The sequence below is a fragment of the Microbulbifer sp. JSM ZJ756 genome, from assembly GCF_044383805.1.
Classification (GTDB): Bacteria; Pseudomonadota; Gammaproteobacteria; order Pseudomonadales; family Cellvibrionaceae; genus Microbulbifer; species Microbulbifer zhoushanensis.
Window position 1 is genome coordinate 202,584 of sequence record NZ_JBISER010000009.1, and the last position, 19,278, is coordinate 221,861.

A 19,278-nucleotide genomic window follows, 5' to 3' on the forward strand; every position below is an offset into this window, starting at 1 on the left:
CAGGGCCGGGTCCACCCCGGACCCTGTGGTAACTCACTGGGAGTCAGCCGGGCACGCGACGGATGTTGGCACCGAGCTGCTGTAGTTTTTCCTCGATACATTCGTAGCCGCGGTCGATATGGTAGATCCTGTCCACCACTGTGGTGCCCGTGGCCACCATTCCGGCAATCACCAGGCTGGCGGAAGCCCGCAGGTCCGACGCCATCACCGGAGCCCCATTCAGTTGCTCCACACCGGTGACGATTGCGGTATTACCCTCGAGGCTGATATTGGCCCCCATACGATTGAGCTCATGCACCTGGATCAGGCGATTCTCGAAAATCGTCTCGACCACCGTTCCCTTGCCCTCGGCGACAGCGTTGACCACCATCAGCTGCGACTGCATATCAGTAGGGAATGCCGGATACGGGGCGGTGCGGAAACTGACCGCCTTCGGGCGATTGCCCTTCATGTCGAGCTCGATCCAGTCATCACCGGTGCTCAGGTGCGCGCCGGCCTCCTCGAATTTGAGCAGTACCGCATCGAGGATGTCGGCGCGGGTATGGGTCAGGTGCACCTTGCCCCGGGCGGCGGCGGCCGCCGCCAGGAATGTGCCGGTCTCGATCCGGTCGGGCATCACGCTGAAAGTGCAGGAATTCAGCCGCTTGACGCCATGCACCCGCAGGGTATCGGTGCCCACACCCTCGATCTGGGCGCCCATGGCGATCAGGAATTCGGCCAGGTCGACAATTTCCGGCTCCCGCGCAGCGTTGTGCAGAACAGTGGTTCCTTCGGCCAGTACCGCAGCCATCAGCAGATTCTCGGTGCCGCCAACAGTGACCTTCTCCATCACGATATTGGCGCCCTTCAGGCGGCCATTGGAGCGCGCGCGAATAAACCCGCCGTCTATGGTGATCTCGGCACCCATGGCCTCCAGGCCCTTCAGGTGGATATCCACCGGGCGGCTGCCGATGGAGCACCCCCCCGGAAATGACACATTTGCCACCCCGTGGCGGGCGAGCAACGGCCCCAGCACCAGGATGGACGCGCGCATGGTTTTCACCAGCTCGTAGGGTGCCGTCAGCTCATTCACCGAACGGGGATCAATCTCCACCGCCAGTTTCTCGTCCACGGTCACCTCGCACCCCATGCAACGCAGCAGCGTAATCATGGTGGTGATGTCGTTGAGGTGCGGCAGGTTGTGAATATGTACCGGGCCATCGGCCAGCAACGCCGCGGCAAGGATCGGCAGTGCGGCATTCTTGGCTCCGGAAATCCGCAGCTTGCCGGAAATGGGGCTACCGCCCTCAATAATCAGTTTATCCATTCAACCGCGGTCCTATTTACCGGCTTCTGCCGGCGTCAATGTCTGCATCTGCACGGCGTGCAGGGTGCCATCGGCGATCTTTTCACCGAGCGCACCATAGACCAACTGTTGTTTTTTTAGCCGGCTCAACCCCTCGAAAGAGGCGCTCACGACGGTAACCATCAGGTGGCTGCCCTCGAATGCGACATCGGCATGACTATCGGGAATATGCCCTTCGATCAGGGCCTTGATTTCTTCAGGTTGCATAGGCGGGGAAACTTGGAATTGAAAAGCGGCAGTGTACTGAAATCGGTGGGCGGGTGCAGCTTTCCGCCGCACCCACCGGGAATCTGCTGGTTAACCGACCTGGTTGGCGACATTGTCCGCCGCGGACCAGTTGGCAATCACCTTGTCGATATCACCCTCGTGGGTCTGCATCGCCTGGGCAAACTGGCTGCGGAAAGTCTTTCCGAGGTTCACACCATTGAGGATCACATTGATCAGCTTCCACTGGCCGGCGCGATTGCGCACCAGCGTATAGGACACCTTGGTGATCCCCTCCTGGCTGCGCACCTCCTGCAATACATTCACACGGCGGCCTGACACCGGCGTGCCCGGGTTGACCACGCGCACCTCCATATCACCAAAGCTGGCCACACCGCGGGCGAACGTTGCCACCAGGTCCTTGCGGAAGGCACTGGTGAAGCGCGAGCGCTGGGCGGTGGTGGACTGCTTGGCGTAGCGCCCCATAACACCGCGGGCAATGAAGTTGAAATCCACCACCGGCTCGAGGACACTGTCCACCGCACTGTAGTAACGCTGCGGATCGGAATTCATATACTGCGCATTGGCGCGAATCACACCCAGCAGCTTCTGGGAAACCCCCTCGATCATGGCGTAGGGATCCTGGGCCGCACTGGCGAACGGGGTCCAGGCTGCAACCAGCAGGGCACACAGGACCAGGCGGGCACGCCGGGTAAAGCTCTGGCGGGCGTTGTTCATAGAGAAGCTCACAAATAATCTCCCATTGGCAAATCGATCCTTGGACGCACGTGGCGGCAAAAAGTGCCATACGACCATCTGGCTCCCGCAGCATCCTGCCTACGGCCAGCGCAACCCCGTCGTCACCCGATCACTGAACCACACGGACAAAGAGGACGGAGCTGACAGTGACGGCGGCAGACTATACCATGGCCGCGGCCCAAGTTGGGGCGATGTAATGACATGAAATCAGTGACAGAGGCCTCGCTTTGGTACATGGATGGGCGCCTGATGCAACTCTTCCCGATAACAAGAGGTTAGCATGCCGCAAGTCTGGCTGGCGGTGATTGCCGTCCTCGGTGGCGCAGCCGGGCTCATCTGGAGCGCCGATCGGTTTGTCGCCGGCAGCGCAGCCCTGGCACTTCGGATGGGGCTCTCCAAGCTGGTGATCGGGCTCACCATTGTCTCACTGGGAACTTCAGCCCCGGAAATCATGGTCGCCGGCAGTGCCGCCCTCAAAGGTGCCGGCGAAATCGGCGTCGGCAATGCACTGGGCTCCAACCTGGCCAATATCGGCCTGGTGCTGGGCGCCACCGCGCTGGTCGCCCCCCTCCCCGCCCAGCCGCACCTGCTGCGCCACGAAATCCCCGCGCTACTGGCGGTCACAGGCCTCGCGGGCCTGGTCCTGGCTGATGGCTACCTGTCCCGTACAGAGGGCCTGGTCATGCTGGGCCTGATCCCGCCGCTGCTGTGGCTGACGGTGCACTTCAAGAAGCGCCACCACGGCCCGGAGGAAGAGGACCTGGACATCCAGGCCTACACCACAGCCCGCGGCTTTGCCCTGTTCACCATCGGCCTGGCAGCCCTGCTGCTCAGCTCGGAAATCCTTGTCTGGGGCGCGCATCACCTCGCCCTGGCGGCCGGCATCAGCCCCCTCGTGATCGGTCTCACGGTGGTCGCGCTGGGCACCAGCCTGCCCGAGCTGGCCGCCTCACTGGCAAGCGTGATCAAGGGGCATTTCGACCTGGCGCTGGGCAACATCATCGGCTCCAACATCATCAACCTGCTCGCGGTCATGGCACTGCCTGGCGCCATTGCCAGCATCCAGATGGAGATTGAGGTATTCTCCCGCGATTATCTCGCCATGCTGGCGGTCACGCTGCTGCTGGTGGCAGCGGTCAGCGCCAGTCTCTGGCGCAGGCCCACACGGGCACGCCTGGGCCGCACACTGGGCATCGTGCTGCTGGCGAGCTACTGCGGCTACTATTGGCTCCTGTTCCACAACTGAAACAGGGCACCCCGGAATTCCTACAATTGATTGAGCTGTAAACAGAGATTCACAATGACCCAGGACCTGATACTGCAAGCCGGCCGTCGCACCGTGTTGATGGAAAACGAGGCCGTCGCGGCACTGGAAAACCGTATCGACGAGGGCTTCAAGCGCGCCTGTGAGCTGATCCTGCAATGCCGCGGGCGAGCCATCGTTACCGGCATGGGCAAGTCCGGCCATATCGGCAACAAGATTGCCGCCACCCTGGCCAGCACCGGCACACCCAGTTTCTTTGTGCACCCGGGCGAAGCCAGCCACGGCGACCTCGGCATGATCACCCGCGAGGACCTGGTGATCGCCATTTCCAATTCGGGCTCCTCGGCCGAGGTGCTGACCCTGCTGCCACTGCTCAAGCGACTGGGCATCCCCATGATCAGCATGACCGGCAAGGCCGACTCTCCGCTGGCCCAGGCCGCTGAAGTCAACCTGGACATCTCGGTGGAGACCGAGGCCTGCCCGCTCAACCTGGCTCCCACCTCCTCAACCACCGTCACCCTGGTGATGGGCGACGCCCTGGCCGTGGCCCTTCTGGAGGCGCGCGGCTTTACCGCCGAGGACTTCGCCTTCTCCCACCCGGGCGGCGCGCTGGGCCGGCGACTGCTGCTGAAAGTAGAAGATGTAATGCATGCCGGCGAGGAGCTGCCCCGGGTCTCGCCGGAAACCCCGCTATCCAAGGCCCTGCTGGAAATGACCAGCAAGGGCTTCGGCATGACCACGGTGGTGGATAACAAGGGCACCCTGCTGGGCGTATTTACTGATGGCGACCTGCGCCGGGTAATCGACCAGAAAGTGGAACTGGACAAGGCCACCATGGACGTGGTCATGAGCCGGCGCCCGAAAACAGTCTCCGCCGACACCCTCGCCGCCGAGGCACTGCGGATAATGGAAGATAACAAGATCACCGCGCTGGTGGTGGAAGACAGCGCCCGCCACCCCATCGGCCTGCTGCATATGCACGATATACTGCGCGCCGGCGTAATCTGATCCCACGACTGCCTGCGACTGAATGAGAGAAGGACAAGAAACTGTGAGCTCCAGCGAAAAGCAGCAAGAGAAAATCGACCGCAAACTGGCGCAGGTGCGCTGGCTGGTCCTGGACGTCGATGGCGTCCTCACCGATGGCCGCCTGTATTTCGACAACAGCGGCAATGAACTGAAAACCTTCAATACGCTGGATGGCCACGGCATCAAGATGCTGCAAAAGTCCGGCGTCCAGGTGGCAATCATTACCGGGCGTCGCAGCAGTGTGGTGGAGCGCCGGGCCCACGACCTGGGCATCCACAAACTGATCCAGGGTCGCGAAGACAAGTTTGCCGCCCTGCAGGAGCTGCTCGACGGGGACAGCTGCCGACTGGAGGACATTGCCTATGTCGGTGATGATTACCCGGACCTGCTGGTAATGACTCGCATCGGCTGCCCCATCTCGGTCCCCAATGCCGCATCACCGGTGCGTGAGCGGGCGATCTGGGTCACCAGCAGCCGCGGCGGTGAAGGCGCAGTACGCGAGGTCTGCGACCGCATTATGCATGTCCAGGGCACCTTCGCCGCCGCGTTGGCACCGTATATCGGGGAGTGCTGATGCGGACCTGGCTCCCCCTGTTTGTGATCGTGGCCCTGATCAGCGTCGCCGCCTGGTTCGCCGAGAGCCCACCCCCGGAGCTGCTGGGCAAGCGCCCGACCCCGAAACAGCACAAACGCGCCCCGGACCTGGTGATCCGCGATGCACGCACACGCCACTTTAACCTGGAGGGCAACCTGGCCTATCGGGTGGACGCGGAGCGGATTACTTTCTTCCAGTATGCCCGCAGTGACCGCGCCAACCTGAAGGAGCCACGCATCCTGTTTTTCCAGGGAGACCAACCCAAGTGGCGCACGGAGTCACGGACCGGGGTGGCCTTTAACAATGGCGAACGGGTGGTCCTGCGTGGCGACGTGCATATCAATGAACTCCCGGAGCCCGGCGGCATCGTACTGGATACCGAGAAAATCACCATCAAGCCCCGCCAGGAATACGCGGAAACAGACAAACTTGTTACTATTGCCGCCGGCCCGAACCGGACGCAGGGAAAAGGCCTGCGCGCCTTCCTGAAACAAGACCGGGTAGAGATACTCTCCGAGGTGGAAAGCACCTATGAAACTCAATAACTTCCTGTGCGCCCTGGCAGCTACTACGCTACTGCTGCCGGGAATGCACGCCACAGCACTGCCGGCCGACCGCCAACAGCCGGTCAAGGTCAATGCGCAGAAACTGGAAGCCAACCGCGGCAAGAACCTGTCGGTCTACAGCGGCAACGTGGTCATCACCCAGGGCTCGCTGCAGATCCGCGCCGATCGCGTGGAAGTACACGGCAACCCGGAAGGGGAGATCCGCCGCGTCATCGCCACCGGCAATCCGGCCCACTTCCAGCAACAGATGCAACAGAGCCAGAACCTGGTCAAGGCCCGCGCGCGCCGCATCGAGTTCAAGGTCAACTCCGACGAACTGCAGCTGACTGGCAACGCCCACGTGGACCGTGACGGCAACACCCTGGCCGCAGAGCGGATCGACTATGACCTCAACAGCGAAAAAATGCAGGCCCAGGGCCAATCTGGCGACGGCCGGGTCGAGATGATCTGGAAACCGGAGCGCAAGCCCGAAGGGACAGCCCCGGCCGACAGCGCAGAAGATAACAAGGATTCGACGGAAGGCCAGTAACCCCTTCCCACCGGGGCCGCGCCTCGCAATCCCCAGATCCAGCGCGGGATGCCGCCACGGCATCTCGCGCCCAGCAGGAATTCAGTATGCCAACGCTACAGGCGTTACACCTCGCCAAACAGTACAAGAAGCGCAAAGTCGTACGGGACGTATCCGTCAGCGTATCGAGCGGCCAGGTCGTGGGCCTGCTGGGCCCCAATGGGGCCGGCAAAACCACCTGCTTCTACATGATCGCCGGCCTGGTGCGCGCGGACGCGGGCCAGGTGCTGATCGATGAAGAAGACATCACGCGGTTATCCATGCACGGCCGGGCCCGCAAGGGCATCGGCTACCTGCCGCAGGAGGCCTCGGTATTTCGCCGCCTCAGCGTCCGCGACAACATTCTCGCCATCCTCGAGACCCGCAAGGACCTTACCCGGGCGCAGCGGCAGGAGCGGGCCGATGAGCTGCTGAACGAATTCAATATCACCCATATCTCCGGCAGCCTGGGCATGTCCCTGTCCGGCGGCGAGCGACGCCGGGTGGAGATTGCGCGAGCCCTGGCCACCGATCCGGCATTCGTCCTGCTCGACGAACCCTTTGCCGGCGTCGATCCCATTTCGGTCAACGATATCAAGCAGATCATCCAGCACCTGCGCCAGCGTGGCATTGGCGTCCTGATCACTGACCACAACGTGCGCGAGACCCTGTCCATTTGTGAGACCGCCTATATCGTCAGCGAAGGCCACATCATCGCCGCCGGCGCACCGGATGAGGTGCTCTCCAACCAGCAGGTACGCGAGGTTTACCTGGGCCACGAATTCACCATCTGATGCGGACCGGGCGCCGAAAACCGTCCTAGGCAGAGGGGGCAATCTGCATATCTGTCACCTCCATCGCCGGCGGAGGCAATACGGTCATCATTTTCGGCACACTTATTGCTTGTAATCGCGCCCACAGCAGGTTAGTCTGCCGCCTTATCGAAATTCGGAAGAATATTTCGTTCTAGCGGTTCTCTACCCTGTATGAAGCAATCCCTCCAGCTCAAGCTCGGCACCCAGCTGACGATGACCCCGCAGCTGCAGCAGGCGATTCGCCTCCTGCAACTGTCGACGCTCGACCTGCAACAGGAGGTCCAGTCGGCCCTGGACAGCAACCCGCTGCTGGAGACCGATACCGGGGAGCATGGCGAACATGAAGCCTCCGCGGATGAGGCCAAGGGCGAGGATCACCCGACCCCCGGGCCCGATGACCGCACGGCCAGCGCCAGCGAATCCGGTACAGATGCCGCGAGCGAGAGCGAATGGAACAACGACATTCCCGACGACCTGCCGGTCGATACCCACTGGGATGACATCTACAGCGGTGGCAGCTACAGCGGCCCGACCGGCGAGGACAACCTGCTGGAGCAGCGCAATGCCACCTCCGAAAGCCTCCACGACCACCTGCTGTGGCAGCTGAACCTCACCCCACTCTCCCGGCACGACAAACTGATTGCTGAAACCCTGATCGACGCGATCGATACCCGGGGCTTCCTGCAGTCGCCACTGGCGGAGCTGGCCGAGGCGCTGGAGGTCGGTGAGGATGAAATCCTGGCGGTCCTGAAAACCATCCAGCAGTTTGAGCCCGCCGGATGTGCGGCGCGCGACCTGCGCGAGTCCCTGCTGCTGCAGCTGCTGCAGATGCCCGCCGAGACCCCCTGGCTCGCCGAGGCCCAGGCCATCGTCGACTTGCACCTGGACCTGCTGGGTAAACGCGACTTTCGCCAGCTGGGGCGCCGCACCCGGCTGAATGAGGCCCAACTGGGTGAAGTGATGCGGCTGATCCAGTCACTCAACCCGCACCCGGGCGAGGCCTTTGGCAGCGATGAGCCGCAATATGTCGTACCGGATGTGATCGTAACCCGGCGCCAGCAACGCTGGCAGGTGGAGCTGAACCCGGAAACCACCCCGCGCCTGCGCATCCATGCCGGTTATGCCTCCATGATCAAACGCGCGGACAACTCCGCCGATAACAACTTCCTGCGCGATCACCTGCAGGAGGCACGCTGGTTCCTCAAGAGCCTGCAGAGCCGCAATGAGACCCTGCTCAAGGTGGCCTCGAGCATCGTCGAGAAACAGCAGGGCTTTTTCGAGCAGGGCCCCGAGGGAATGAAACCCATGGTGCTGGCGGATATTGCTGAAACCGTGGGCATGCACGAGTCCACTATTTCACGGGTCACCACGCAAAAGTATATGTTCACACCCCGCGGGGTCTTTGAGCTCAAATACTTCTTTTCCAGCCACGTCAGCACCAATTCCGGTGAGGATGCCTCGTCTACCGCGATCCGCGCACTGATCCGCAAGCTGGTCGACGCCGAGCAGCCACGCAAGCCCCTGTCCGATAACAAGATCACCCAGGAGCTGGCCAACCAGGGAATCAAGGTTGCCCGCCGCACGGTCGCCAAATATCGCGAATCCATGGGCATACCCTCTTCCAGTGAGCGCAAGCGCCTGATCTGAGACCACTGCAGGCCCCGCCAACCGGGCCCTAGCGGCGCAACCTGACCCCATCGGAAAATACGGTCACCACCACTTGCCGGGCATGCAATCCCACGCGGCCCGCAACCAATACCTCAAGTTTGAGTGTATCCTTCCAATCTGGCGTACTTCCTAGTAGGGTTGCCGCCCTGACAGGGGGTGCTGCCGGTTCAAACCGCGCTTTCGATGCACTCGAACAGGAGAATTCCATGCAAGTCAACATCAGTGGCCGCCACCTGGAAGTGACTTCAGCCCTTCGCGATTATTGTCTCGAAAAACTGGATAAACTCTCCCACCACAATGACCTGATCACGACGGGACAGGTAACCCTGTCAATGGAAAAGAAAGAAATACAGCGCGCCGAGGCACTGTTTCACGTCAATGGGCGGGAGATCTTTGCGGATTCGGAAGCGGATGATATGTACGCGGCAATTGACGCCCTCACGGACAAGCTCGATCGCCAGCTGATAAAACACAAAGAGAAGTTGCGAGCCCATCGTTAAGCTATGACATTGGAAGCATTACTCTCGCCCAGCCTCAGCCTTTGCCGGGTGGCGGGCAGCAGCAAAAAGAAGCTCTTGCTGAATATTGCCCAGGCGATAGCCGAGCAGTATCCACACCTGGACGCAGACACGATTTTCAACCAGATGATCGCGCGCGAGCGGCTGGGCTCCACCGGCATCGGGGATGGTGTCGCCATCCCCCACTGCCGCCTGCCGGGCTGCCAGGAGGCCATTGGTGTACTGTGCACCACTGAGCCGGCGATCGATTTCGATGCTGCCGACCGCCAGCCGGTCGACCTGCTATTCGCCCTGCTGGTGCCGGAAAACGCGGAGCAGGAACACCTGGACACCCTGGCGGAAATCGCCGCCCTGTTTAACGACAGCAGGGTCAGGGAGAAGCTCCGCCAGGCGGACTCCAGCGACGAGCTCTACGCCCTGGCCATCGACAGCGCTGCCGCAGCCTGAAGCACACCAGCGCCGTCCCACTGCGATCCTTCACAAACATCCGTTATCGTTGTGCCGGACGCCGCAATGGCGGATCATTGGCCAATGCGACCGGGAGCCCGCCGGTAGCTCTTGCCCGGGCAGGTAGCAAACGGCCGGCAGTCGATCAAACATTACGAAACGGACCTCGAAACTTATGCGCCTGGTGATCATCAGCGGCCGCTCCGGCTCCGGCAAGAGTTCAGCCCTGCAACTGCTGGAAGACGTCGGCTTCAACTGTATCGACAACCTGCCCGCCAGCCTGCTGCCGGAGCTCGTGCGCAGGGTCCAGGAGCAGCCGCGTGTGGAGAGCGCCCGGCTGGCCCTGGGGATCGATGCCCGCAACCTCTGGCAGGACGTGCAACAGGCACCCCGGGTTATCGATGAATTACGCGAAAGCGGCATCCAGTGCGACGTCATATACCTGGACGCGCGCTCTCCCGTGCTGGTCCAGCGTTTCAGTGAAACCCGGCGCAAGCACCCGCTCAGCGACAACCGCACCCACCTGCTGGAAGCCCTGAACCGGGAAAAGGAATTACTGGCCCCGCTGGCCGGCATGGCCGACCTGGTGATCGATACCAGCAGCCTGAGCCTGCACCAGCTGCGCGACCAGGTTAAGACCCGGGTTGTCGGGCGCGACTCTCCTGGCATGGCGATCCTGTTCCAGTCTTTCGGCTTCAAGCACGGGGTACCGGTTGATGCGGACCTGGTGTTTGACCTGCGCTGCCTGCCCAACCCCTACTGGGTTGCCGAACTGCGCCATAAGACCGGCCTGGACCCGGAAGTGGTTGAATTCCTGCGTTCCCACGAGGAAACCGGCGAGATGCAGCGGGACATTACCAGCTTCCTCGGGCGCTGGCTGCCCTCCTACCAGCAGAGCAACCGCAGCTATACCTGTGTCGCTGTCGGCTGCACCGGCGGTCGCCATCGTTCCGTATACATGGTTGAGCAGCTGGCCAGGACGTTTGCCGGCCAATTCGATAATATCCAGGTTCGCCATCGCGAACAGCAGCCGTAACGTATAGACGGAGAACGCGACACCGCCATGCAGAAGTGCCGCCTGACCATCATCAACAAGCTGGGCCTCCACGCCCGCGCCGCCAGCAAGTTCGCGCAGACCTCAGCCCGGTTTTCCGCTGACATCCGCGTCCACTGCCAGGGCAAGTGCGTCGACGGCAAGAGCGTAATGGCACTGATGCTACTGGCCGCGGGCAAGGGAGTGGAACTGGAGCTGGAGGCCACAGGTGGCGATGAGGAAGCCGCACTGGAAGCCATCACCACCCTGATCAACGACCGCTTTGGCGAGGGCGAGTAATCCCGCGCCCACTGCCCCGCTGGCAGCACGGCACCGATAGGCATAAAATCCCCTCCCTGCGGCCCCCGAACGCCGCCCGACCCCGAACCTCTCAGTGCAGTAAGGAAACGCCGTGTCCAACCCGCCACCAGCTGAAATCCAGTTCCGCGCGCAGAACCAGCTCAGTGAGTTGTTTGCCGCCCTGGACAGTGGCACCGGCCGCGAGGTGCAGCGCATGCTGCACACCCTGTCGCCGCAGAGTATTGCCCAGCTGCTGGAAAGCTCCCCACCCCGGATTCGCCAGGTGCTCTGGAAACTGGTCGACCCCGAGGTCGAAGGCGAGGTGCTGCCCGAGCTGTCATACGAGGTGAAAAGCCAGATCCTCGCCACCATGGACACCGAGGAAATGGTCGCTGCGATGGAGGGCCTCGACGCCGACGACGTCGCCGATATCCTGCAGCAACTCCCCGAGCGGGTCATGGGCGAGGTGCTCGCCGCCATGACCGAGGCCGATCGCCTGCGAGTCGAGCGGGTGCTGGCCTTCGATGAGGAGACCGCCGGCGGCCTGATGGACACGGATACCATTTCCGTGCGTCCCAACCTGACCCTCGACGTGGTGTTTCGCTACCTGCGCCGCCACGAGCAGTTGCCGCCCTCCACCGACACCCTGTTCGTGGTCAACCGCAGGGACCAGTACATTGGCCTGCTGCCGCTCTCGCGGCTGCTTACCACCGATCCCTCGGTCACCGTGCGCGAGGTGATGAACACCGATGTAGAGCCCATTCCAGCGGACTTTCCCGATACCGAGGTGGCGCGGCTGTTTGAGAAATACGACTGGATTACCGCGCCGGTGGTGGATGACAACAACCGCCTGCTGGGGCGTATTACCATTGACGACGTGGTTGACGTGATCCGCGAGGATGCCGACCACTCACTGATGAGCATGGCCGGTCTCGACGAGGAAGAGGACACCTTCGCCACCGTGCGCCGCACTGCCCCGCGGCGGGCGGTCTGGCTGGGTATCAACCTGCTTACCGCCCTGCTCGCGTCCTGGGTCATCAACCTGTTCCAGGGCACCATCGACAAGGTGGTGGCGCTGGCTGTACTGATGCCCATCGTGGCCAGCATGGGTGGCGTTGCCGGTAGCCAGACCCTGACCGTGGTGATCCGCGGCATGGCCCTGGGCCAGATCGGGCGCAGCAACCTCAGCTGGCTGTTGACGCGGGAGCTCGGCTCCGCGGTGCTCAATGCGCTGCTCTGGTCCGTGGCAATGGCCGTGATTGCCGCCCTCTGGTTCGACGACATCACCATCGCAGTGATCATCCTCGCCGCGATGGTAATCAACCTGATCACCGCAGCCATTGCCGGCGCCATATTGCCGGTGGCACTGCGCGCCATCCGCATCGACCCGGCACTGGCCGGCGGGGTCGCGCTGACTACTGTTACCGATGTGGTGGGCTTTATGTCCTTCCTCGGGCTCGCCACCCTGTTTTACGCCTGAGCGCCCACCCGGCTGGTAGCGGATATAACCATGTACCGGCCCCGCGGCGCCTGAATTAGCTGGAATACCAGAATGCAAGAATACGACGATTTCGATGAGGACCAGCCCAAGAGCAAAACCCGGGTCAAGCAGGAGATGCATGAACTGCAGGACCTGGGGCGCCAGCTGACCGAGATGGGCAAGGCACAACTGGCGGAAGTGCCGCTGGATGAGGATATCCGCGAAGCGATCGCCACCCTGCACCGGATCAAGTCCAACGAGGCCCGCCGGCGCCAGATGCAGTACATCGGCAAGCTGATGCGGGGCGCCGACCGCGAAGCGATTGAGGAAGCTCTGGCACGCTTCCACGAGCGAGACCAGTTGCACGTACGGTTTGACCGTATGGCGGAGGACTGGCGCAAGCGCCTGCTGGACGATGGCAAACAGGCACAGAGTGATTTCTTCGACCAACATCCCCACGCCGACCACCAGCACCTGCGGCAGCTGGTGCGCGACTCCCTGCGCGAGCGGGACAAGCAGAAGCCCCCCACCCAGCAGCGCAAGCTGTTCCGTTACCTGCGCGACTTCTTCATGCAGGAGCAGAACAGCCAGTGACGGGAAGGGCGGACACAAGGTCCGCCCCTAAGCGTATGCTGGTCCTGAAGCGAGGCTGACGCTACCAGACCTGTAGGGGCGATCCTTCTGATCGCCCGGCTGATCGCCCGGCCCTATCACTCACTCAGGCGGCGCTCTGGCCGGTTTTCTCGGCGGCGGTCTCGGCCTGCCACTCGAACAGGTTCAGCTCGATGAAGAAGAAGGCCACCAGCCACAGGAAGGCATCCCAGAAGTCCAGGAAGCTGCCGTTGATCCCCCAGTAGATGGCACACAGCAGCAGGGTGAAATACAGCACAGCCTTGATCACCTGCGAGTAACGCATGATGGCATTGGACAGCTCATGACGCAGCTGCAGCCATACGTCGAAGGCAAGGATCACCACTACCAGCAGCCAGGCACCGGCATTGATCACGTCAGTCCAGGCCAGCCACTTGATCTCGTTCCAGGTAGACACCGCACCCAGGACCTGGGCATCAGCCAGTCGCAGTACCTGGGTGTCCGCCAGCGCGGCACAGTTCTGGGCGGTCAGGGCGACATAGTCATCCTGGCCCACCACCAACTGCCAGCCACCACTGGCCGCCAGCTGGCAGGCAGATTCGGATACCGGCAGCAGGTGTGTCAGCGACGCCATCTCGGCCACATAGCCGTAGAAGGAATAGGCGATAAACAGGTAACAGAAAGCGGACACGCCGTTCAGGGCCCACTTCACGCCGCCACGGATCCTGTCATCTGCCAGGACAAAGGTTTCCAGCTCAAAAACCAGCAGCAGCAACACCCACGCCAGGGTATCGATAGAGTCGTTGTAGGCCTCAATAATACGGCCCAGCTGCACACCGTCGGCAAATACCGCCCCGGCAGCAGCGTGATTCTCAACAAAGAACGCGTAGACGTTGTACGCGAGCAACAGGTAAATGGTGTATTTAAACACCCGGAACAGGGCGTAGCGGTTGACGGAAAACCCACCCAATGTGGCCACCTCGGACATCAGCTCGAACCTCTATTGATTATTGTTCTGCATCGGTTCTGCCTGACCGCGCACCGACGCCTGCGGGACACGGGTCCGGGAACCTCGCACTCGAATCGATACATCCTGCCGGCACCGCCCTCCCCACAGCTGCAGGGTGGCGGTGCCGCACGGCAGAGCCGCAAAACACAATATCGAACAATTATTCGGTTTTTTCAACCGCCGGGACAAAATCCAGGGCCAGTGAATTCAGGCAGTACCTGAGCCCCGTAGGCGGCGGGCCGTCTTTAAAGACATGTCCCAGGTGTTCACCGCATTTCGACAGTACTTCGGTGCGTTTCATGCCCCAGCTGTAATCCTCTTTCAGGATTACATTTTCCGGGTGGGCCACGTCCCAGAAGCTGGGCCAGCCGGTTCCCGACTTGTACTTGTGCTCTGAACTGAACACCGGCAGGCGACACCCGGCACTGACATAGGTGCCCTCGGCCTTGTTCTCCAGCCATTTGCCGGTAAAGGGCCGCTCGGTGTCCTTCTCCCACAGCACCTCGTACTGCTCCGGTGACAGGATCTGTTTCCAGGCGGAATCCGGTATCGTCGACAGGTTGGTACCCGCCTCGATATTCGCGCGGGCCTCGGCCACGGTCATCTCCTCGTTGGTGGCACGTTTTTCATCGGCCTCAGTGCAGGCCGGCAGGCCGATGACCATTGCCAGCAACGCAGTTCCCAACAGGCGCTTGTGCATATCTATTCTCCTCTCTGTGCAGAACTCCATGGTCTTACACTTTTAGTCGGAGATCCGGTGTTCAGATTACACCTGTCCGTTCGTCACCCTCGCCCTCACCGGTAGCGGGAGGGGGCGAACCGGACACCGCTTCGGTCTCTGGCCCGGGAGCCGGGCCTTCAGGCTCGGGGCGCTTCTCGGAGGGCGGGGGACGCTGGAACCCCGCCTCTTCGGCGCCCTGGCGTTCGGCGCCATCGCCATCAAACAGCTTGTCGAACCGCACCTGGGGCTCTGACCAGTCACCGCTGATACGGTAACTGACGCTGGCCATCTTGTTGACCTGCTTCTTGAACGCCTTACTGATCAGGTAAACCCCTGCGGCGGCGGGCAGGCCGCCAGCCAGTGCCGCCACCAGCGCCAGGTTATTGCCCACCGGCAGGGTGGCCACCAGGGTCAGGTTGAGGTCCTCGCGTTTCAGGTTGACCCGCCCCGCCATCTGCAGCTCACTGGTGGGGCCCTCCACCTGGATCGGCACCGCGATCAGCAGGCTCCCGTCCCCCTCGAAAAATACCTCGCCCCGCACCCGGTCGAACGCCATGCCGCTCTGGTAGAGATCGGAAAAGTCCAGTCGCAGCCGACGTGCCCAGGTATCGAAATTGAACAGTGACAGCAGTCGTAGCAGGGCCGAGCCGGCGTTATCTGTGGCGCGCAGGAAACGACCATCCTGGATATCGATTTCCAGGTCGCCGGTCAGCGCATCCGCCGCCACCTGTGCCGGCGAGCCGTCCCAGCGCAGGGCGGTATCAAAATTGGCTGACTCGCTCTCGATCACCGGCTCCTGTCCCCAGGCGCGCTGCACCCCGGCCAGGTCGCCGGCGCTCAGGCGGCCGATAAACTGGGAGGAATCCCTGCCTTCTTCATCGCGCATCCACATCAGCTGGGCGCCGAGGCGGTTGTCCCCCTCACCGCGCCCCTCGACGCGGATGCCCCGTGCGGCGCCGCGGATATCACTGACCACCAGGCGTTGCGCGGACGGGCGCAGGTTGAACGACCAACGGCCGAAATCCTCGTCGCCGAGATAGAGTTTGTCGGTACTGAAATCCAGCGCCGGCAGGTCAGCAAATTCGAACCCGGCCCAGGGGTCAGCAACTGGCGCCCCCGTCCCGGCCGGGGCAGCGGTCGCTTCGACTGCCGCGCCGGCCTTGGCCTCGCCTTCTTCACCGGACTTGCCGGGCAGGCGCAGGTGATCCAGCTCCAGCGTCAGCGGGGTCTCTGCATTGAGTACACCGCTCAGGTGCCCCGCGGCAGTTTCACTGTCAAAATCAAGTTCCCAGCTGGAACCCAGCCCGCGCCCACGAATATGTATATGGCTGATATCGGTCTTGCCCAGCTTGAGCCGGTCGGTACTCAGGTCCAGCATCAGTGGCAACGGGCGCTGTACCGTCCCGTCTTCCGGAGCGGGCTGCTCTGGCGTCGTGTCGTAAATCTTGAGTAACTGGCGCCAGTGGGGGAAATCCACCTCGGACACGTCACCGCTGATCGACAGGCCCCGCTCGCTGGGCAACCTGGCCTCGGCATTCAGGGCGATAGCGGCGCGCTCCACCGCACCTTCGACCTTCCAGAAGCGCGCGGCCAGGTGCTCGCCATACTCCAGGTTGTAGAGGCTGCCCTGCTTTCCAATCGGCACCCGCAGCACCAGCTCCGACGCCTGCTCTGCGGATTTGCCCAGTGGCGGCGGCAGGTTCACGGCGACCCCTTCAAGGTCCGATGTCACTTCCACGATCGCGCGATAGGGCTTGTCTTTCACCGGAGCCGGGATGGTCACCAGGGTGCGGTAGTCGAATTCGCCCTCGAGCCAGGCAAGCTCGGGCCGGCCGGTCCACTCACGCAGGGCCTGGGTGGTATTGCGACCACTCACCACGACCTGGGTATCCCGGTTTTCCCCCTCGCCCTGGTGGTGAATGCTGGCCCTCAGCGGCCGCCCCCAGAGGCGCCCACTGAGGGCTGACCCCTCCAGGCCAGCCTCGCTGTCATAGTGCATATTCCCGGACAGGGACTGGATCACCAGGCGGGTGTCGTCCATATGCAGGTCAGCGCCTGCCAGTTCCAGGTCGACCCGCTGGCGCGGCTCAATATCTGCCCCGCCCAGAGGCTGCGACAGGGTCAGGTGGCCCTGCATCTGTCCGCCCAGGCGCCAGTCGTCAAAGCCATCACCGAGTTTCTCACGCAACGGGGACTCCTGCAGCAGGCGCAGGCCATCGGCTGCGGGGCCCGCCAGGCTGGCACGGACACCGAGTAGCGCGCCCTGCCCGGCCGGATCGGGGGAAACGCCCACCTCGATATCGCGGGCATCGATATTCCAGAGCCGGGCACGCCCGGCGTTGACCATCACGTGGCCATCGTTGATTGCCAGGTGCGCGTCCACCTCCCGAGCCGCCGGCCAGCCAGGCAGGTAGTCGATGCGTCCCTGTTCCAGCTGTGCGGCCAGCTGGACGGTCTGGCGTTCCTGGCGCTCGCCCAGGGCCAGCAGGTCAGCGTTCTCGCCCTCACCATAGCCATAACCACGATAGAGGAAACCGGCCCGCGCCACCCGGCCGGGGTTTTCCTCACCAAGCGCACGGTCCAGCCATTCGCGCAGGGACTCGCTGACGGTGTAGGGCACCAGTGACGCCTGGGCAGAGACAGGCGCGTCACGCAGGCCCAGCGCCAGGGTCAGTTGTGCTGCCCGCGTATGCGCCTCAAACGGCAGCTGCAACAGGAACTGGCCGCGGATCGCGCCCTCTTCACTTTCGAGCTCCAGGGGGCCGGAGTTGACCTGTACGGAATTATTCTCCTTGTCGACATGCCAGGCGACGGTACCGCGGGCACGGGCAAAGCTGAAGGCCTGTTCGTAGAGCTTCGGGAAGTGCAACCGCAGGTCCCCATCACCCGCCAGCTGCAGTTCTCCATCACTACCGCGCACCTGGAGGTAACCGTCCAGGCCCTCCACGGCCGGGGCGGCCTTATGGGCAGCGGCCCGTATGTCGCGGAGGTTGGCACGAAGTGATACCAGCCCGTCACTGTCGCGGCCAAAGCGCAGGTTTTCCAGGGCGCCGGTGGGCTCCAGTGCTTCCAGCCAGGTCCCGGCCTTTTCCGGCAGCAACTGCAGGCGTGACAGGATACGATTCCAGGCCTCCAGCTCCAGGTAGTCGAGGGAGAGCTGGACACCCTCGCCGTCACCGCCGCTGGCCTGGATGTTCAGGGCCGGCATGGCGACATCGCGCCAATCCAGCTCGATGGACTGCAGGGCGAGTCGCCACTGTCCGCCAGGCAGCCACTGGCCGGAAATGTCGCCACCCAGCGAGCGCAGCGGGTCCAGCGTGCCCGCCACGGCTTCAGCTTCGCCCGCGCCCGGATCACCCTGCCCGGTTTGATCCCCATGTACTTCTGGGGTCCCGCTGCCATCGCGGCCAGCTGCCAGCTCCCCCTCCAGTTGCAACAGGTCGAGGCGCCCGCGCAGGCGGTAGCCGGCCTCACTGTCGCTGCGCAGCCACAGGTTGCCGCGGGCTATCTTCCTGCCCTGCCAGTGGTAGCGCTCGGGGACCGGGGTCAGCTGCTGCAACAGGGCCACGGTGTCGTCATTCACCTGCAGCTCATTCAGCTGCAGGTAGCCATTGAGGGTGAAGTGCTCTCGATCACGCGGGTTGCCGCGTCCCTCCAGGATCAATCGGAGTGTCTCGGTACCCGCAGGGGCCTTGGCCACCGGCAGGTTTTGTGCGTTGGCAGGGGAATCGGTATTCGCAGAGTCGGCTTCATTGGTGTCAGCAATAAAGGCACGCGCGCTCAACCGGTGGAATGCACCACTGTTCTCCAGAAGTACCTGCGGCAGGCTGATGCGGGCCCGCTGCCCATCGGCAAGCTGCAGGGTGATATTGGCATTGCGGACCTGCACCTTGGGGCCCAGCTGGAAAATCCGTGCCGGGTCCCCGAGACGCTCGCCGGTAACCGCGCCATCGGTGTCGGCGTCCTGCAGGGCCGCGGGGAAACCGTGCACATGCCAGTTGCCGCGGCCGATACGGTTCAGCTGTGCAGAGAAGTCGTGCACCTGCAGGTTCTTCCATACCAGCTCGCGATTCCACAGGCTGGCAAGCAGGTCGAGGTGGAACAGGCCGTAGCCCATATGCACCTCACCGTTCTCCCCCAGGCGCAGCCCGTCGAGCTGCAGCGCGACCTCGAGCGCCTCCCAGCGCAGGGCAATGCGATCCATCTGCACCGGCGCACCCAGGCGCTCTGACAGCAATGCACTGATCTGCGGACGGTACTGCTCCACCTGCGGCGACAGCATGCGCCCGGTCTGTACCACTATCGCCAGCAGGATTACCACACTGACGGTCAGTAACCAGAACTTCCGCGCCAGCCAGCGCACCGCACCCATCATCGGCGCCCCCCC

At 62.9% G+C, this 19,278-nt stretch carries 19 protein-coding genes; 13 read left to right on the forward strand and 6 right to left on the reverse strand.

The window, feature by feature from the left end:
* Positions 1-43: 43 nt before the first annotated feature.
* The 3 genes from murA to ACH6CX_RS15145 all read right to left on the reverse strand — a co-directional run bounded on the left by murA (position 44) and on the right by ACH6CX_RS15145 (position 2,299).
* Positions 44-1,306, reverse strand: coding sequence for a UDP-N-acetylglucosamine 1-carboxyvinyltransferase (gene murA / locus ACH6CX_RS15135; RefSeq protein WP_237063394.1), 1,263 nt, complete (start codon positions 1,304-1,306; stop codon positions 44-46).
* A gap of 12 nt (positions 1,307-1,318) precedes the next feature.
* Positions 1,319-1,552 carry a BolA family protein gene (locus ACH6CX_RS15140; protein WP_232941267.1) on the reverse strand — a complete coding sequence of 78 codons (234 nt, stop codon included), beginning with the start codon at positions 1,550-1,552 and terminating at the stop codon, positions 1,319-1,321.
* A gap of 90 nt (positions 1,553-1,642) precedes the next feature.
* Positions 1,643-2,299 carry a phospholipid-binding protein MlaC gene (locus tag ACH6CX_RS15145; RefSeq protein WP_237063396.1) on the reverse strand — a complete coding sequence of 219 codons (657 nt, stop codon included), beginning with the start codon at positions 2,297-2,299 and terminating at the stop codon, positions 1,643-1,645.
* A 289-nt stretch (positions 2,300-2,588) separates the two neighbouring features.
* On the opposite strand from ACH6CX_RS15145, the gene ACH6CX_RS15150 reads away from it, so the two are divergent.
* The 13 genes from ACH6CX_RS15150 to yjgA all read left to right on the forward strand — a co-directional run bounded on the left by ACH6CX_RS15150 (position 2,589) and on the right by yjgA (position 13,164).
* Entirely contained in the window at positions 2,589-3,554 is a 966-nt protein-coding gene (locus ACH6CX_RS15150; RefSeq protein WP_396675767.1) for a calcium/sodium antiporter, read from the forward strand.
* A 54-nt stretch (positions 3,555-3,608) separates the two neighbouring features.
* Complete coding sequence (locus ACH6CX_RS15155; RefSeq protein ID WP_232941264.1) at positions 3,609-4,580, forward strand: KpsF/GutQ family sugar-phosphate isomerase; 972 nt, start codon at positions 3,609-3,611, stop codon at positions 4,578-4,580.
* A 43-nt stretch (positions 4,581-4,623) separates the two neighbouring features.
* On the forward strand, positions 4,624-5,175 hold the full coding sequence (locus tag ACH6CX_RS15160) for a KdsC family phosphatase (RefSeq protein ID WP_396675769.1): 552 nt from the start codon (positions 4,624-4,626) through the stop codon (positions 5,173-5,175).
* A complete protein-coding gene (lptC, locus tag ACH6CX_RS15165; protein ID WP_237063402.1) occupies positions 5,175-5,741 on the forward strand; it encodes an LPS export ABC transporter periplasmic protein LptC in 567 nt (188 codons plus the stop codon). The genes ACH6CX_RS15160 and lptC overlap by 1 nt, the downstream gene beginning before the upstream one ends.
* Entirely contained in the window at positions 5,728-6,291 is a 564-nt protein-coding gene (gene lptA, locus ACH6CX_RS15170; protein ID WP_396675771.1) for a lipopolysaccharide transport periplasmic protein LptA, read from the forward strand. Before lptC ends, lptA begins: the two co-directional genes overlap by 14 nt.
* An 86-nt stretch (positions 6,292-6,377) precedes the next feature.
* Complete coding sequence (lptB, locus tag ACH6CX_RS15175; protein WP_232941260.1) at positions 6,378-7,103, forward strand: LPS export ABC transporter ATP-binding protein; 726 nt, start codon at positions 6,378-6,380, stop codon at positions 7,101-7,103.
* Positions 7,104-7,295: 192 nt separating this feature from the next.
* Positions 7,296-8,771 carry an RNA polymerase factor sigma-54 gene (locus ACH6CX_RS15180; protein WP_396675774.1) on the forward strand — a complete coding sequence of 492 codons (1,476 nt, stop codon included), beginning with the start codon at positions 7,296-7,298 and terminating at the stop codon, positions 8,769-8,771.
* A 227-nt stretch (positions 8,772-8,998) separates the two neighbouring features.
* Positions 8,999-9,292: a ribosome hibernation-promoting factor, HPF/YfiA family gene (gene hpf / locus ACH6CX_RS15185; RefSeq protein WP_232941258.1), complete on the forward strand. Its 294-nt coding sequence runs from the start codon at positions 8,999-9,001 to the stop codon at positions 9,290-9,292.
* Between the two features lie 3 nt (positions 9,293-9,295).
* Positions 9,296-9,757, forward strand: coding sequence for a PTS IIA-like nitrogen regulatory protein PtsN (gene ptsN, locus ACH6CX_RS15190; protein ID WP_232941257.1), 462 nt, complete (start codon positions 9,296-9,298; stop codon positions 9,755-9,757).
* Between the two features lie 175 nt (positions 9,758-9,932).
* Positions 9,933-10,793: an RNase adapter RapZ gene (gene rapZ / locus ACH6CX_RS15195; RefSeq protein ID WP_232941256.1), complete on the forward strand. Its 861-nt coding sequence runs from the start codon at positions 9,933-9,935 to the stop codon at positions 10,791-10,793.
* 27 nt (positions 10,794-10,820) lie between these two features.
* Entirely contained in the window at positions 10,821-11,090 is a 270-nt protein-coding gene (locus ACH6CX_RS15200) for an HPr family phosphocarrier protein (RefSeq protein ID WP_232941255.1), read from the forward strand.
* A gap of 112 nt (positions 11,091-11,202) precedes the next feature.
* Positions 11,203-12,570 (forward strand): magnesium transporter, encoded by a 1,368-nt coding sequence (mgtE, locus tag ACH6CX_RS15205; RefSeq protein WP_370636675.1) that lies wholly within the window; start codon positions 11,203-11,205, stop codon positions 12,568-12,570.
* Positions 12,571-12,642: 72 nt separating this feature from the next.
* Positions 12,643-13,164 carry a ribosome biogenesis factor YjgA gene (yjgA, locus tag ACH6CX_RS15210; RefSeq protein ID WP_237063406.1) on the forward strand — a complete coding sequence of 174 codons (522 nt, stop codon included), beginning with the start codon at positions 12,643-12,645 and terminating at the stop codon, positions 13,162-13,164.
* A 124-nt stretch (positions 13,165-13,288) separates the two neighbouring features.
* On the opposite strand, the gene ACH6CX_RS15215 is transcribed toward yjgA, so the two are convergent.
* From ACH6CX_RS15215 to ACH6CX_RS15225, 3 genes are all read right to left on the reverse strand, one after another.
* Positions 13,289-14,149, reverse strand: coding sequence for a hypothetical protein (locus tag ACH6CX_RS15215; RefSeq protein ID WP_232941253.1), 861 nt, complete (start codon positions 14,147-14,149; stop codon positions 13,289-13,291).
* Positions 14,150-14,330: 181 nt separating this feature from the next.
* Positions 14,331-14,870: a peptide-methionine (R)-S-oxide reductase MsrB gene (msrB, locus tag ACH6CX_RS15220; RefSeq protein WP_232941252.1), complete on the reverse strand. Its 540-nt coding sequence runs from the start codon at positions 14,868-14,870 to the stop codon at positions 14,331-14,333.
* Between the two features lie 61 nt (positions 14,871-14,931).
* A complete protein-coding gene (locus ACH6CX_RS15225) occupies positions 14,932-19,266 on the reverse strand; it encodes a YhdP family protein (protein WP_232941251.1) in 4,335 nt (1,444 codons plus the stop codon).
* Between the last annotated feature and the right edge of the window lie 12 nt (positions 19,267-19,278).

What these genes read in the sequence shown, in the direction of transcription:
- murA (WP_237063394.1), bottom strand. Translation starts at nt 1,306, where the DNA reads ATGGATAAACTGATTATTGAGGGCGGTAGCCCCATTTCCGGCAAGCTG.
- ACH6CX_RS15140 (WP_232941267.1), bottom strand. Translation starts at nt 1,552, where the DNA reads ATGCAACCTGAAGAAATCAAGGCCCTGATCGAAGGGCATATTCCCGAT.
- ACH6CX_RS15150 (WP_396675767.1), top strand. Translation starts at nt 2,589, where the DNA reads ATGCCGCAAGTCTGGCTGGCGGTGATTGCCGTCCTCGGTGGCGCAGCC.
- ACH6CX_RS15155 (WP_232941264.1), top strand. Translation starts at nt 3,609, where the DNA reads ATGACCCAGGACCTGATACTGCAAGCCGGCCGTCGCACCGTGTTGATG.
- lptC (WP_237063402.1), top strand. Translation starts at nt 5,175, where the DNA reads ATGCGGACCTGGCTCCCCCTGTTTGTGATCGTGGCCCTGATCAGCGTC.
- lptA (WP_396675771.1), top strand. Translation starts at nt 5,728, where the DNA reads ATGAAACTCAATAACTTCCTGTGCGCCCTGGCAGCTACTACGCTACTG.
- lptB (WP_232941260.1), top strand. Translation starts at nt 6,378, where the DNA reads ATGCCAACGCTACAGGCGTTACACCTCGCCAAACAGTACAAGAAGCGC.
- ACH6CX_RS15180 (WP_396675774.1), top strand. Translation starts at nt 7,296, where the DNA reads ATGAAGCAATCCCTCCAGCTCAAGCTCGGCACCCAGCTGACGATGACC.
- hpf (WP_232941258.1), top strand. Translation starts at nt 8,999, where the DNA reads ATGCAAGTCAACATCAGTGGCCGCCACCTGGAAGTGACTTCAGCCCTT.
- ptsN (WP_232941257.1), top strand. Translation starts at nt 9,296, where the DNA reads ATGACATTGGAAGCATTACTCTCGCCCAGCCTCAGCCTTTGCCGGGTG.
- rapZ (WP_232941256.1), top strand. Translation starts at nt 9,933, where the DNA reads ATGCGCCTGGTGATCATCAGCGGCCGCTCCGGCTCCGGCAAGAGTTCA.
- ACH6CX_RS15200 (WP_232941255.1), top strand. Translation starts at nt 10,821, where the DNA reads ATGCAGAAGTGCCGCCTGACCATCATCAACAAGCTGGGCCTCCACGCC.
- yjgA (WP_237063406.1), top strand. Translation starts at nt 12,643, where the DNA reads ATGCAAGAATACGACGATTTCGATGAGGACCAGCCCAAGAGCAAAACC.
- ACH6CX_RS15215 (WP_232941253.1), bottom strand. Translation starts at nt 14,149, where the DNA reads ATGTCCGAGGTGGCCACATTGGGTGGGTTTTCCGTCAACCGCTACGCC.
- msrB (WP_232941252.1), bottom strand. Translation starts at nt 14,870, where the DNA reads ATGCACAAGCGCCTGTTGGGAACTGCGTTGCTGGCAATGGTCATCGGC.
- ACH6CX_RS15225 (WP_232941251.1), bottom strand. Translation starts at nt 19,266, where the DNA reads ATGATGGGTGCGGTGCGCTGGCTGGCGCGGAAGTTCTGGTTACTGACC.